This is a genomic window from uncultured Flavobacterium sp. (genome assembly GCF_937967675.1).
Classification (GTDB): Bacteria; Bacteroidota; Bacteroidia; order Flavobacteriales; family Flavobacteriaceae; genus Flavobacterium.
This window is the reverse complement of record NZ_CALBSN010000105.1, coordinates 1-14,118: the sequence shown is the minus strand read 5'-3', so window position 1 is coordinate 14,118 and position 14,118 is coordinate 1. Positions and strand designations below refer to the sequence as shown.

Here is a 14,118-nt window from a genome sequence, read left to right as displayed (position 1 = left end):
TTAACCTCTTTTATCGATTTTACATTTAATCCTCATTTTCTATATATAAAAAAAGGTTGTCCAAAAGACAACATAATATTTAAAAAAAATCAAATTTTATCTCATCCAAAAAAAGAAAATTAATTTAATAAGTTTCCATAAAAGCTTGAATGGAAGCGCCCAAAGTGGAACGAAAATTGACTTTTCTTTTTTAGAACTATTTTTTTTTGACTTATTTTCTGAATCAGATACTGAACCTTTTATATATATAGTAAAACAACTATCATCCAAAACTTGTGAAGGATTAATTCCCGTGTTACTACTTATAAAATTTCTAGCTTTTGTTTTCCAAACACCCGGTCCATCCATATAAATTTTTTCATCAGTAATGATTTCAAGTTTTTTTACTGGTGAAATACTAGAATTTTGAGATAAATCTAGGTAATGACGATATGATATAATATGCTTATACATAATTTTGATATTAATTATTTAGCAAAGAAAAAATGTGGTAATTCTTTTTGTAATCCTTCAACAACATTGTCGAATGTAGTAATGTCTAAATTTTCTAATTCCCACCAAAGACTATTTACACCATTTCCATAACTACCGTGTGGTTCTGAATCAGGCATACACTTTGGTCTAGACTCTTCATTCAAATTATCTTCATTATACTCAATCAGTTTTCCATTTTTTGTATACCAACAAACTCTAATAGAAAATTTACTTTGATCTAACAACATTTTATCGCAAATAACGCCATAATCATCAATAAGTTGACCATCCTTGTACCTTTTATAATGTCCAGAATATTTTTGACCATTACTTTTATATATTTCACTTATCTCAATGTTATATCCGTTAAATTCTTTTTCATCATCGAAAGTCATTTCTTGAGTGGTATAATATTTACCTTTAACTTTTTCCTTGGTCATTTTACTAATTAAATAGCCATTTTTATATTCTTTTTTGAGAATTATAGTGTCATTTTGATCTTTATCAGCGCAAGTTCCAGTGTAATTTTTATCCTTTAAGAACCCAGTTGTGTCTATCAAAGTATTGCAAGGACAATCTGCAACTTCTTCTGTTTTAGCTTCTGATTTTGTTTCTCCATTTTTACCTCCGCAAGAGATTGTAAAAATACCTAGCATTATTAATGATGCTACTACTAATTGTTTTTTCATAATTGTTTAGGTTTTATTTATTTAATATGTAAAAGGTTTGATAAACTGCTCCGTATTGACCATGGAAAACATTAATTATTTTCTTTTTGTCTTTTGAAATATAATATTGTTGAAAACCAAATTCTCCTTCTCTAGTATCGTTATCTCTAGTATAAACATCATAATCTTTTCTTTTTTCAAGTATTAAATCCTCGCACTCATTTTTTGACAAAACTTGTTGCATTTTATTAAGTTCGGATACAACAATTTTAGTGTCTGTAATGTTAAAAGAGTAAAATCGGTATTGACTTGATTTATCACAACTCAAATAATCATTAGTGTTTAAAAAATCATCCAAAGCCGAACATTCGTATTTGGTATAAAGTTTTAGGTTTGGATTTTTTTTAACTTGAGCAAAACTCATTGAAGTTAAAAGGACTAATAAAAATGATAATGTTATTTTTTTCATACAGATAAATTTAATTTTTAACAAAAGTTCTAACTGGTCTTACATATAATTCCCAAGTTTTTTCGGTATCCATAGCGTTTAGATATAGATTGTTGAAATATCTGAAATATGCTTTTTCATATAGATTATCCGATGACCAATAGCATTTACCCTCGGCAAAATTTCCAATTTTTGCTCTATTCAAGTAAAGAAGTTTTAAGTCATTCATTGTAGGTAATCTCCATCCTTTTCCTAGATTCGCACATGCGGTTTTTGCATCTTCCCAATTCAACTTTCCAATATCACGTGTCATTATTTCAAGGTGTTCAATAATCACGGTTTTACCAACATCATTTGGTGTTATTTTATCAACCATTGGATTGTGTCCATTTGTTTCTTCGGCTCCTTGAAAGGCTCCTTCTTTATATTCATCACTCAACTCAGAATCGTTGGTTTGAGCGTAGAAATTGAAAGTAAGTAGAAGAAATAGGATAGTAAACAAAAGTTTATTCATGATTTTGTAAATTAATTATTGTGTTCATTAATTAAATTAAATTGGTTCATTAAGTCTATTAAGTTTGTCCAGTTGTCTATGTTTTCATAGATATTTTCCATAGCTGCCTTACAAGTTGCTATATTGCTCAAACGATATAGAAAGAAAGTTTTAAATTCTGGTTGTTTTAATGAACCATTTTCAAGCATTAATTTAACCGCTTCAAAAATACCTGCATAATCATTGAATTTAGAAAACTCCTTACTACTAATATTATTAAAATTGAAATTTGGATTATTCCATTCTCCATTTGGAGATAGTTTAGAATGAATATCTAAATATTCATTAAAGATTTCTTTTAATTTCAAGACATTTGAAATACGTAAATCATTTTGTCCTTTTTTTAGTGTTATTATTGTAATTATAAATCCTGCAATAGTTACAATAAAACCAATCATTTCAATTAAACATTCACATTCCATAAATTTCTAATTTTAGTTTTTCCTACTCTTTTAGCTTTTCGGTACCGCCTAATTTATATTGTTTTAAACACTTATTCGTTTGTAAAGCAAAGCTTACACTCCGTTTCATACAAATACGTTTCTAATTTTCTGTCATAAATTATTGGAGCCTTTAATTCATTTCGCATGAAAGCAATGTAATAATTAACACTCCGTTCAGAAATTTCTAATTTTTTTGCTAATTGTTTAAGATTTCCTGTCTGTTTTGTTTGTATCAATTCGTGTAATCGTATAAAAATGCGTATATCCATATTTACTATGCAATTATAAAACCATTCATCGCAACCTCCTTGCGCTCAGTGTTTTTTCTTTAAAAAAGAATACATTTTTGTAACGATTAGCTAAGTAAATCTTCCCGAAATTCTTTTTGAAAATTTATATTTGCATCCATTTTAAGCTTTAATCAATATTTTTTGAAGAATCCACTTCACATATCAACAATAACGCTACAACAATTTTGCAAGGGTGATAATCTTGCTTTAGGGCATTTATATCATACTTTTTTACCTAAATTGTATTTGATTGCTTATCGGTATGTACAATCACAACAAGAAGCGGAAGATGTGGTTGCTGATTGTTTTGAGAAGTTGTTTAAAATGCCAATTGAAAAAAGAAAACAAAAATTCATTGAGGAGGAAATTGACATAAAAGCATTACTCATTATAATGGTAAAAAATAGATGCTTAGATGTCATTAAAACTAAAAATAATCGAAATAGAATTGCTCAGGGAATTAAAAAACTTCTCCCAGTAACGAGTTTTAATTCCGTTTCTGAAACCATAACAGAAGAAAATTTCAAACTCTTATTAGATTGTTTACCCCAAAAAGAAAAGACAGTCTTAGCAATGAACATTCAAGGGTTTTCAAATGAAGAAATAGCAGAACAATTACAACTATCCGAAAAAACAATTTCAAATATACTTTCAATGGCAAGAAAAAAAGTAAAGGAATTATGGGGGTTGTTTATGGAATAAGTACTCAAAATAGTGTACTTTTGGGAATAAAATATATTTGAATCGTTTAAATTAAATAATGAATAATCATAACCAAAATATAGATTTAGCACTCTTGTTGCAATCATTAGAAGATGATTTTGACGCAAAGGAGCGTCTGCGTATTTTGGAACAATTAAAAAATAGTGCACCCACAGATGAAGCCCTATTAGGGGCAAAAATGCTTTTAGAAGAAAACAATTGGGACTACACAGTCCTCAAAAAAGTTTTTTCTAAAACAGAAAATAGAATTGAAGCAATTGCTATTAGAACAAAACAAACAAATAAAAGAACAACAATATACTCAAAATACGCAGCTGTAGTTATCCCTTTTGTTGCTGTAGCTGGATATTTTTTATTGAACACTTCAAAATCAATTGATAATTATTTTGTTAAAGAATCAGGACTTCCTAATTTAATGAGTACTACTGAAAATGATTGGAATAAATTAATGCAATTTTATAAGTCAAACGAGTTAGAAAAAGCATATACATTTTCAGAAGAAATTAGTAAGGTAAAAACAAACAATGATACTGTTATTTATTATCAAGCAGTTATAGCTTATGACTTGCATAATTTTGAAGTTGCTACCAAAAATTTTAAAAAAATTGAAGCGAACAAACAAAGTATTTTTAATTTCGATGCAGAATTCCGTTTAGGATTTTCATTATTAAAACAGGGAAATAAAAAAGAAGCTAAGCAACTATTTGAAAAAGTAGCAAATTCAGAAAGTCCTTTTAATTCAGATGCAGCCACAATATTAAAAGAAGTTTTTAATTAAGCTGCCTTTTTTTATAATACCAAATTGCTCCAGAAATAGGAAAAATTAATAAGAGCCACCAGAAATAACTTTGAGTAGGTTTTGGTTTTATGTTTTCATTGTTTCCAATAATATTTAATCCTGCCCAATAAAACGGATTTGCATTTCGAGGGTTTGCAGTGTTTAAAAACTCAAGTTTAGCTTTTTGTAACGCCTCTGATTTAGAATAACCATCTTGTAGATATTTTAAAAAGGTTTCAGTAATTTTAATTGTACTTTCTTCGTCAATTTTCCAAGAAGCTAATAACATACTTTTTACTCCAATACTTGAAAAAGCTCTAGCTAAATTGATATTGCCTTCTCCATTATCTTTTCCGCCTAAACCAGTTTCACAAGCGCCTAAAAGAAGAAAGTTACAATTGGATTTAAGATTGTAAATTTCACTAAGGCTTAAAAAACCATCTGAAAAATAAATTCCTTTATTATTGTTTTCAAAATCATTAAATGATTGTCCGTGAGAAAAAACAGAAATAATTTTATTTTCTTGTAATGCGTTTTTAAATGCTTTTAGATTTGCTTTTTTATTACCAAAAAATGATGCATTAAATTTATTTGCTATTGATTTTCCCTTGTCTTTTGATAATTGCAGTTGGGTTAATTTTTGTTCTTCAAAAGAAGGCGAAAAAAAAGTCATTTTTTCAAATGATTTTCCTTGTTTAGTATTGTTTAGTTTTGTGATAGAAGACGACAAAGAATAACTAAAGTTGTATTTATGTATAAGATATGGTAGTTTTCTAAAATCATTAATCTTTGAATCAGCATTTAATAACATTTCAAAAGGCAAATTACTTAACTCAGCATTTGGAATTATCTCAATATGTTCGATTCCCTTAGGAAGAAGTTTTTCAATTTTATAAAATATATTCTTGTAAATTTGATAACTATTTTTTTTGAATTCATTTGTTTTTTGATTTTGTAAAAAAAATACAAGTGAATCAATTTTGTTTTTATAATCTGATTCTATAGTATTTGCTTCTGAATTTAAATTTGTAATTATAACATGTTTTTTTGTGATAATTTTGACATATAATTCATTAGCTGAATTTATTTGGCCTCTTAAATAAGAAACTATTGCATCTTTATGTGTGAGTTTATTTTGCAGTTCTGTTAATGAAACGATTTTTGATTTTTTCATTAAATCAGATTTTTTTTCAAAAACTATTAATTGTTTTATATGTTTTAAAAGCTGATTTTTAATACTAAATTGTAGTTTTGATTTATTATACTTAGCAAGTATATAATCATCATAAATTAAATAAATCTTTTTTCTTTTTTCATATAGTATTTGTTTTTCTTGTTTTTGTTTTGCTGTCAATGAAGAAATAATCAAAAGTGAATTATATTTGCTCTTTTCATCATATTCATGAATTTTTTCAAGATATTTTTTATCTTTTGTAATCTCAAACATTGTTAAATATGCTTGATATAAAAAGGAATATGGATTTTCATTATACATAATTGACATAAAATCAGTACTTAAATTTATTTGATCCTGTGTATATCGATTCCATATAATTTCCATTAATAACAAATTGTCAATAATTTTTTGTTGCATTTCTTTTTTAGGATTTACCTTGTTTAATTCAACTAACACAAGATGTTTTTGTCTTAATAGATTGATAATTTGGTGATTATTACTTGAAAATCCATAGTTAAGCAAGTCTTTCTCTGACAATCTTCTAATGCCTTCATTACATTCATTTAAAGATTTTAAATATTCCTTTGAGGTTAAGTGGAGTATGTTTTTTAGTATGTTAATTCTAGCCGATAAAACATAATTATAACCTACATGATTATTGTTGATATTTAAGGAATTATTTAAAACTTTAAAAGTTTTATTCTTTAAATAGGTACCTTCTTTTAGGTTTTTATATAAATAACCATTAGCAAAATCAAAATTTAACATTGTAGCTGAAACAAATGTTTTTGATTTTTTTATATTGTCAAAAGTGAACTTTTGATGCGTTAATATAAGTAATGAATCAACATATTTAGATCGAATTGAAAAAGGTATATTTATATTACGAATAGTAAAGCAGTGAGAATTATAAAGTTTGTAAACGTCAATTAAATTAGCATCTTGTTTGTTTCTATGATAAATTTTTAAAGCATTTTCTGTGTAAAAATTTGCCTTATCAATCTGAAATTTGATATTGTAATACCTACCTATATAGGCGTAATATAATGCTTTATAAATTTCTTTTTTTGGATATGCTTTGTTGATAAAGGAGTAATACTTGTGACAATGGTTTAAATAATCTTCAAAAAAAAATAGATTATCGAAGTTGTGCGCTATTAGCAAATGAGTTTCTGCTAATGATTTATAGTTTTTTGATTTTGCAGCGTTTAGTAATTTTAAATTTTCTTTCAGTAAAACATTCGATTTATAATAGGCACCTAAATCAGTATAACAATCAGCAAGTGCATTTTGAGCAGCAACCTGTAAATTCAAGTCTTTGTCTAGTTTTGCTTTTTCTATTATTTTTTCATAACAAGGAATTGCTCGTCTATAGTCGGATCGTTCCAAATAACCATTAGCTATCTGTAGTGATTGACTTCTTACAGCCAGGGATAATGATAAAATTAATATTAAAATGTATTTCAAAGGTTTTTCAATTAATGTAATAATTATTTTTTTACAAAATCATTTCTTCGTAAGAAAGTACTACTGGATAGCCTTTTTCTTTGAAATATTCTTTAGGATTGTCTTTAGAAATCACCATTACAAAATCGCCTCCCCAAGCTCCTAAGCTTTTAATCACTCCTTCAAAATCAGGAAAAAACTTTTCTTGAATGGTTTCCATTTCTAAAACATCACTCATAATAATTTCATGTTTTTCCATTTGTTTAGCAAAATCTTTTAATTCTTTACAATCAATGGTTTCGTATGTAATAGTGTTGATTTTTGAAATTACTGCATTCACATGATGATGTTTTGACATGTAATTTGCAATTGCTAGTTTGCTGCTTTGTTTCTGATTCAAATACACAAAATAAATATGGTCTTTGAATTCAGGATTAAAATGAATGGGTTTAAAATGCGGTTTTTCGTTTTCTAAATGATATACAAGGGGTGAATTCGACTTAGCACAAGCAATATCATAACCGCTTCCGCCAAAACTTTTTTGCAACAATTCAAACGCATCAATATCTAACCAATCCGCAATACTATTTATTAGAGTAGAAGATGTTCCTAAACCCCAAAGTCTTGGAAAAGTTAAGTAAGTTTCAATTTCATAGCCTTCTTTTTCTAAAAATGAAGGGTTTTGTATAAAAGCTTGATGTAAAATTTCAATCAAGGTGTTTTTTACAGCAGAATTGCTATCGTTGATGGTTCTTTGCTTTATTTCTTCAAACGAAATCATGCCTTCAAACCAAATGCTTTTATCGGCATCAAAACTCGTCCATTTGATTTGTTGATTTGTGCCTGATTTCACCAATAAACTTTGTCCAAATTTAGTAGGTAAAGCCAATGCTTTAGCGCCATCTAAAACAACGTATTCACCTGTGATGAGTAATTTTCCGTTACTGTAAAAAGTTTGGGTTTCCATTAACTTCTGATTTTTTCCAAATAATCTACCACTAAACTATGTGAAACAGTAGTGTCTTTAAAGTAATCCAACACTTTTTGTTTTTCTTCTTTCGTAGCATGATGTTGGTTTAAAATGTTCATCAAATGCATTTTCATATGTCCTTGTTGAATTCCTGTTGTGGTTAACGAACGAAGCGCTGCGAAGTTTTGAGCTAATCCAGCCGCTGCTACAATTTGCATTAGTTCTTCTGCCGATGGCTTTCCTAATAATTCCATTGAAAATTTCACTAATGGATGTAATGAAGTTAATCCGCCAACTGTTCCTAATGCTAACGGAATTTCCATCCAAAAAGTAAAAATATCATTCTCAATTTTCACATGCGATAAACTTGAATATTGTCCCGATTTGCTGGCATAAGCGTGAATTCCTGCTTCCACGGCTCTGAAGTCGTTTCCAGTTGCTAGCACTACGGCGTCGATGCCGTTCATGATGCCTTTGTTGTGGGTTACGGCTCTATAAGGTTCTACTTCGGCAATGCGAACTGCGGTTGCAAATTTTTGAGCAAATTCATTCGCATCGATATTTTTATCATCTGAAATTTGGGCAACTGGACAAGAAACTTCCACTCTTACTAAGCAATTTGGGACATAATTGCTCAAAATACTCATTACAATTTGAATGTTTTTTTCATTCGAAGTAAAATCGGTATAGTCTTGCGCTTGATTTTCTAACGTTTTGGCAAATTGCTCTAAACATGTATTGATAAAATTCGCACCCATGCTGTCTTTGGTATTAAAAGTAGCATGTAATTGATAATAATTTGGAATTTCATGGGTTTTATCTCTAAGTTCGATGTTTAAAATTCCGCCACCACGCTTTTGCATGTTTTTGGTAATTTCTTGTGTATCCTCAAAGAAAGTTGGTTTTATTGTATTGAAAAAAGTAGTTAGTTTTTCTGAATTTCCATGGAAAAGAAAATGAACCTGACCAATTTTTTCGGTACTGATAATAGTCGTTTTAAAACCGCCACGCTCGCCCCAAAATTTTGCTGCTTTTGAAGCGGCTGCCACAACCGAACTTTCTTCAATTGCCATTGGAATCGTGTAGCTTTTTCCATTAATAATGAAGTTAGGCGCTACTCCATAAGGAAGGTAAAAGTTGGTCAACGTATTTTCTATGAATTCATCGTGTAGTTTTTGTAAATTTTCATCGGAATTCCAATATTTAATAATGCTTTCTTTTGCTTCTTCCGGGTTAGTGAAGTAAGTATTGGTAATCCAATTTATTTTTTCTTCTTTAGAAAGTTTAGAGAAACCTTTTACGTTTTGTGTCATAGCAAATCTTAAAATTTAACACAAAGATACAAAAAGCATTTTGATACTTTTTTTTAAATTATGGGTCAAAAATTACATTAATTGTAAAAAAATCACTAAAATTGGAGGTTTTTTAAGAACATAAAATTATGAAAAAATACAGTTTAGCGATTTTACTTTTTGTAGTGAGCTCATTATCAGTTGTAGCGCAACAAAAAATTACTTTAGAAGAAATTTGGGGTGGTGCCTTTAGAACAAAAGGAATGGATGCCTTGAGCGCCATGAAGAACACCAATCAATATACAGTCTTAAATTTCGATAGAAGCACAAAAAGTTATCAAATTGATTTGTATGATTTTGCCACTTTAGAAAAAGTAAGTACCCTTTTTGATACTAAAAATCATCCAGAAGTAACATCAATCGATAGTTATTCTTTTGATAAAAACGAGAAAAAGATTTTAATTGCTACTAAATCAAACCCTATTTTCCGTCATTCTTTTACTGCAGAATATTTTATTTATGATATTCCTTCTAAAACGGTTAGTAGTTTTACGGCTAATGCTATTCAAGAACCAACATTTAGTGCTGATGGAACTAAAGTGGCGTATGCTTTTGAAAACAATTTATATGTTCACGATTTATCTTCAGGTGTAAAAATTCAAATTACACAAGACGGACAAAAAAATAAAATTATCAATGGTATTACGGATTGGGTGTATGAAGAAGAATTTGCATTCGTAAAAGCGTATGATTGGAATGTAACAGGAACTAAAATTGCTTACATCAAGTTTGATGAAACGGAAGTTCCAGAATTTTCAATGGATATGTACAACGAAGGATTATATCCAACACAAACCGTTTTTAAATATCCAAAAGCAGGTGAGAAAAACGCCATTGTTTCTTTACATATTTTCGATTTAAAATCGGGAACTACTAAAAAAATCAACTTAGGTGATTACAAAGATTTTTATATTCCTAGAATTAAATGGACAAATGATGCTGCGGTTTTAAGTGTCCAAGTAATGAATCGTCACCAAAATAATTTAGATTTACATTTTGTAGATGCTAATGCAGGAACTACAAAAATTGTTTTAAACGAAAAAGACGCAGCTTATATTGATGTTACAGATAACTTAACTTTCTTGAAAGATAATAGTTTCATCTGGACATCAGAAAAAGACGGATTCAATCATATTTATCACTACGATAAAACAGGTAAATTAAAAAAACAAATTACCTCTGGAAAATGGGAAGTAACTAATTATTACGGATTCGATGAAAAATCAGGAATGATTTACTATCAATCGGTAGAAAATGGGTCAATCAACAGAGATGTTTATGCAATCAAAGTTGATGGAAAATCAAAAGTAAGATTGTCATCAAAAACAGGAACCAATTCGGCAACTTTTAGCCCGAATTTCCAATACTTCATTAATACGTATTCAAGTGCAACTTCAGCACCAACTTACACTTTAAATGATTCTAAAACAGGAGCGGTTGTAAAAACAATTGTTTCTAACGAAGCAGTAGAACAAAAATTAGCAAAATACGATGTAACTTCAAAAGAATTCTTTGTATTAACTACAGAAAAAGGACACCAATTAAATGCTTGGATGATTAAACCAAAAAATTTCGATCCAACTAAAAAATATCCAGTTTTCATGTATCAGTATTCTGGACCAGGTTCACAACAAGTAGATAATGCTTGGAACAGTATAGATGATTATTGGTTCATGATGTTGGCTCAACAAGGTTATATTGTAGCATGTGTAGACGGAAGAGGAACAGGCTATAAAGGGGCTGCATTTAAGAAATGTACATATAAAGAACTAGGAAAATACGAAGTGGAAGATCAAATTGATGCTGCTAAAGTAATCGGAAAATACAATTATGTTGACGCTTCAAGAATTGGAATTTTTGGTTGGAGTTATGGCGGATTCATGTCGTCTAACTGTTTGTTCCAAGGTGCTGATGTATTCAAAATGGCAATTGCTGTAGCTCCAGTAACTTCTTGGAGATATTATGATAGTATTTACACAGAGCGTTATATGCAAACTCCGCAAGAAAATGCTAGCGGTTATGATAACAATTCACCAATCAATCACGTGAGTAAATTAAAAGGAAACTTCTTATTAATTCATGGAACAGCGGATGATAACGTTCATGTTCAAAATACAATGAAAATGGTAGAGGCTTTAGTGCAAGCCAACAAACAATTCGATTGGGCAATTTATCCAGATAAAAACCACGGAATTTATGGTGGAAAAACCCGCCTACAATTGTATACTAAAATGACGAATTTCATCAAAGAAAAATTATAAACTAACCAATAAACTAAAACAAATTATATGGAAAAAAATGCTGTAAAAACAGGACATCCTAAAGGGCTGTACTTTTTATTCTTCACAGAAATGTGGGAGCGATTCAGTTATTATGGAATGAGAGCAATCTTTATTCTGTTTATGACTAAAGTATTATTAATGAAAGATGCCGATGCTTCTGAAATTTACGGAAGTTATACAGGTTTAGTATACTTAACACCACTTTTAGGAGGTTATTTGTGCGATAAGTTTTTAGGAAACCGAAGAAGTATTGTGATTGGAGGTCTTTTAATGGCAATTGGTCAATTCTTTATGTTTTTCAGTGCTTCTGTTGGAGCAGATGGAGGAGTTTCGCTTATGTGGATGGGATTAACTGCAATTATCATTGGTAATGGTTTCTTCAAGCCAAATATCTCAACAATGGTAGGGCAATTATATCCAGCAAATGACAGAAGAATAGATAGTGCTTTCACTATTTTCTACATGGGAATTAACTTGGGGGCTTTCTTTTCACCTTTAGTTTGTGGATCTATGGATTTTAAATGGGGATTTTTAGCAGCTGGAGTAGGAATGTTGATTGGTTTAGTTGCTTTTGTTTTAGGTCAAAAAAAATATTTGGTTTCAGAAGAAGGAAAATCAATTGGATTGCCAGTTAAAAAGTTAGATGTTAAAAGCATTGCTATGATTATTGGTTCAATTGGAATTATTTTCTTCATGTTGAACTTCAAACAAATGTTTAAAAGTGATGTAGATATTATTAGTTATTTCATCTATGGAGCTATGGTAGCAATGCCAATTTTAATTTTTAGTGATAAAAGTTTAACAAAAATTGAAACACAAAGAATTACGGTAATTTTCCTTTTAGCGTTTTTCGTAATTTTCTTCTGGGGTGCTTTCGAGCAAGCAGGAGCTTCATTAACGTTATTTGCAGATAGACAAACAGAGCGAACCATTTTTGGATGGGAGATGCCAGCGTCTTATTTTCAATCAGTAAATCCTTTAGCAGTTATTTCATTAGCGCCAATTATGACGATTGTTTGGGGATTCTTATATGCTAGAAAATTAGAACCATCTTCTCCAAAGAAAATGGCAATTGGACTTGGTTTAGTAGCTTTAGGATATGTAGTAATTGCAATTGCTGTTAAAGGCTTAGGCTTAGGTGAAAAAGTTTCAATGTGGTGGTTAATTGGATTATATGTAATTCATACTATTGGAGAATTATGTTTATCACCAATCGGATTATCAATGGTTTCTAAATTAGCTCCTTTACGTTTATCATCTTTAATGATGGGAACTTGGTTCTTAGCAAATGCTGCGGCTAATAAATTTGCGGGAACATTAAGTGCTTTAATTCCAGGTGGAGAAGATGGAACAGGTGGCGCAACTTCATTTTTAGGATTCCAAATTACTAATTTATATGAATTCTTTGTGTTGTTTATCATTATGTCTGGTGCTGCTGCTGCCATTCTTTTCGTACTGAGTTCTTGGTTAGAAAAAAGAATGCACAACGATCATGTTGAAGCTAAAACGGAATAAGCAATAAAATAAAATTTTTTTTATATCTTTCAAACCTACAAGAAACCCTTGTAGGTTTGTTTTTTTTAATACAATAAATTATGTGGAAAAGTCATCCTAAAGCATTGCCTTACTTGTTTTTATCTGAAATGTGGGAGCGTTTCGGTTACTATTTAATGATTGGTATTTTTACCTTATATCTTAAAGATGTTGAAGCCGGATTCGCTATGACCGAGAAAGAAGCATCCGATTTATACGGAACTTTTATCGCTTTGGTATTCTTAACTCCTTTTATTGGAGGCTTAGTTGCTGATAGATATTGGGGTTACAAAAAATCAATCGTAATCGGAGGAATTATGATGGGAGCAGGTTATTTTATGATGGGAATTCATGATATTACCATGTTGTATATCGCCATGACATTAGTTATCGTGGGTAATGGTTTCTTTAAACCTAATATTTCAACACTTTTAGGTAATTTCTATACTGAAGATCAATACAAAGACAAAAAAGACGAAGGCTACAACATTTTCTATATGGGAATCAACGTGGGAGCTTTCATTTGTAACTTCTTTGGAGCTGCTTTGCAAATTTTATTAGGTTGGCAGTACGCTTTCATGGCGGCTGGAGTTGGAATGTTTATTGGTGTAATCGTTTTTATTTTAGGAACGAAACACTACGGAGATAAAACCGAGAAAAAAGGAGTGCAACCAGGCGATATGCCATTCTGGAAAATTGTGATGTTTATCTTAGTGCCTTCGGCTGTTTTTGGAGTTATTGGTTGGTTAATCAAAGGAGTGACTTCAGATGCTAATCCACATGGATATATTTTTGGTTCAGATAGCACGGATGCCTTTATTTTTGCTTGTATTCCAGTAATTTTCTTCTACGGAAGTTTATATTTCAAAGCCAAAACGGAAGACAAAAGACCAATCGGTGCTTTGTTAACTATTTTTGCAGTGGTGATTTTATTCTGGGCGGTATTCAAATTAAATGGCTCGGCATTAACAACTTGGGCAG

At 30.0% G+C, this 14,118-nt stretch carries 14 protein-coding genes; 5 read left to right on the top strand and 9 right to left on the bottom strand.

Going from position 1 to position 14,118, the window contains the following annotated elements:
- Positions 1-96 precede the first annotated feature (96 nt).
- From Q0075_RS07180 to Q0075_RS07155, 6 genes are all read right to left on the bottom strand, one after another.
- Positions 97-453, bottom strand: coding sequence for a hypothetical protein (locus Q0075_RS07180; RefSeq protein WP_297868919.1), 357 nt, complete (start codon positions 451-453; stop codon positions 97-99).
- A gap of 14 nt (positions 454-467) precedes the next feature.
- Positions 468-1,163: a hypothetical protein gene (locus Q0075_RS07175; RefSeq protein WP_297868918.1), complete on the bottom strand. Its 696-nt coding sequence runs from the start codon at positions 1,161-1,163 to the stop codon at positions 468-470.
- Between the two features lie 13 nt (positions 1,164-1,176).
- The gene (locus Q0075_RS07170; protein WP_297868917.1) at positions 1,177-1,611 is read right to left on the bottom strand and encodes a hypothetical protein; all 435 of its coding nucleotides are present in this window, start codon (positions 1,609-1,611) and stop codon (positions 1,177-1,179) included.
- 10 nt (positions 1,612-1,621) lie between these two features.
- Positions 1,622-2,104 carry a hypothetical protein gene (locus tag Q0075_RS07165; protein ID WP_297868916.1) on the bottom strand — a complete coding sequence of 161 codons (483 nt, stop codon included), beginning with the start codon at positions 2,102-2,104 and terminating at the stop codon, positions 1,622-1,624.
- Positions 2,105-2,115: 11 nt separating this feature from the next.
- Entirely contained in the window at positions 2,116-2,565 is a 450-nt protein-coding gene (locus Q0075_RS07160) for a hypothetical protein (RefSeq protein ID WP_297868915.1), read from the bottom strand.
- A gap of 71 nt (positions 2,566-2,636) precedes the next feature.
- Complete coding sequence (locus Q0075_RS07155) at positions 2,637-2,855, bottom strand: HTH domain-containing protein (protein WP_297868914.1); 219 nt, start codon at positions 2,853-2,855, stop codon at positions 2,637-2,639.
- Between the two features lie 162 nt (positions 2,856-3,017).
- Here Q0075_RS07155 and Q0075_RS07150 point away from each other — a divergent pair, with 162 nt between their 5' ends.
- Both Q0075_RS07150 and Q0075_RS07145 read left to right on the top strand, forming a co-directional pair.
- Positions 3,018-3,578: a sigma-70 family RNA polymerase sigma factor gene (locus Q0075_RS07150; RefSeq protein WP_297868913.1), complete on the top strand. Its 561-nt coding sequence runs from the start codon at positions 3,018-3,020 to the stop codon at positions 3,576-3,578.
- 58 nt (positions 3,579-3,636) lie between these two features.
- Positions 3,637-4,377: a tetratricopeptide repeat protein gene (locus tag Q0075_RS07145; RefSeq protein ID WP_297868912.1), complete on the top strand. Its 741-nt coding sequence runs from the start codon at positions 3,637-3,639 to the stop codon at positions 4,375-4,377.
- Here the strand turns inward: Q0075_RS07145 and Q0075_RS07140 are convergent.
- The 3 genes from Q0075_RS07140 to Q0075_RS07130 are packed head-to-tail and all read right to left on the bottom strand — an operon-like array spanning position 4,370 to position 9,283.
- Positions 4,370-7,021 (bottom strand): CHAT domain-containing protein, encoded by a 2,652-nt coding sequence (locus Q0075_RS07140; protein WP_297868911.1) that lies wholly within the window; start codon positions 7,019-7,021, stop codon positions 4,370-4,372. The two genes, Q0075_RS07145 and Q0075_RS07140, sit on opposite strands and share 8 nt — an antisense overlap.
- Positions 7,022-7,052: 31 nt before the next feature.
- Entirely contained in the window at positions 7,053-7,967 is a 915-nt protein-coding gene (locus Q0075_RS07135) for a GYDIA family GHMP kinase (RefSeq protein ID WP_297868910.1), read from the bottom strand.
- A complete protein-coding gene (locus tag Q0075_RS07130) occupies positions 7,967-9,283 on the bottom strand; it encodes a hydroxymethylglutaryl-CoA reductase, degradative (protein ID WP_297868909.1) in 1,317 nt (438 codons plus the stop codon). The genes Q0075_RS07135 and Q0075_RS07130 overlap by 1 nt, the downstream gene beginning before the upstream one ends.
- 128 nt (positions 9,284-9,411) lie before the next feature.
- On the opposite strand from Q0075_RS07130, the gene Q0075_RS07125 reads away from it, so the two are divergent.
- The 3 genes from Q0075_RS07125 to Q0075_RS07115 all read left to right on the top strand — a co-directional run.
- Positions 9,412-11,583 (top strand): S9 family peptidase, encoded by a 2,172-nt coding sequence (locus tag Q0075_RS07125; RefSeq protein ID WP_297868908.1) that lies wholly within the window; start codon positions 9,412-9,414, stop codon positions 11,581-11,583.
- A 27-nt stretch (positions 11,584-11,610) separates the two neighbouring features.
- On the top strand, positions 11,611-13,119 hold the full coding sequence (locus Q0075_RS07120) for a peptide MFS transporter (protein WP_297868907.1): 1,509 nt from the start codon (positions 11,611-11,613) through the stop codon (positions 13,117-13,119).
- 80 nt (positions 13,120-13,199) lie between these two features.
- The coding region (locus Q0075_RS07115; RefSeq protein ID WP_297868906.1) for an oligopeptide:H+ symporter at positions 13,200-14,118 on the top strand (919 nt) is incomplete at its 3' end.

Coding starts and splice junctions, on each gene's coding strand:
- Q0075_RS07180 (WP_297868919.1), bottom strand. CDS start 453: ATGTATAAGCATATTATATCATATCGTCATTACCTAGATTTATCTCAA.
- Q0075_RS07175 (WP_297868918.1), bottom strand. CDS start 1,163: ATGAAAAAACAATTAGTAGTAGCATCATTAATAATGCTAGGTATTTTT.
- Q0075_RS07170 (WP_297868917.1), bottom strand. CDS start 1,611: ATGAAAAAAATAACATTATCATTTTTATTAGTCCTTTTAACTTCAATG.
- Q0075_RS07165 (WP_297868916.1), bottom strand. CDS start 2,104: ATGAATAAACTTTTGTTTACTATCCTATTTCTTCTACTTACTTTCAAT.
- Q0075_RS07160 (WP_297868915.1), bottom strand. CDS start 2,565: ATGGAATGTGAATGTTTAATTGAAATGATTGGTTTTATTGTAACTATT.
- Q0075_RS07155 (WP_297868914.1), bottom strand. CDS start 2,855: ATGGATATACGCATTTTTATACGATTACACGAATTGATACAAACAAAA.
- Q0075_RS07145 (WP_297868912.1), top strand. CDS start 3,637: ATGAATAATCATAACCAAAATATAGATTTAGCACTCTTGTTGCAATCA.
- Q0075_RS07135 (WP_297868910.1), bottom strand. CDS start 7,967: ATGGAAACCCAAACTTTTTACAGTAACGGAAAATTACTCATCACAGGT.
- Q0075_RS07130 (WP_297868909.1), bottom strand. CDS start 9,283: ATGACACAAAACGTAAAAGGTTTCTCTAAACTTTCTAAAGAAGAAAAA.
- Q0075_RS07125 (WP_297868908.1), top strand. CDS start 9,412: ATGAAAAAATACAGTTTAGCGATTTTACTTTTTGTAGTGAGCTCATTA.
- Q0075_RS07120 (WP_297868907.1), top strand. CDS start 11,611: ATGGAAAAAAATGCTGTAAAAACAGGACATCCTAAAGGGCTGTACTTT.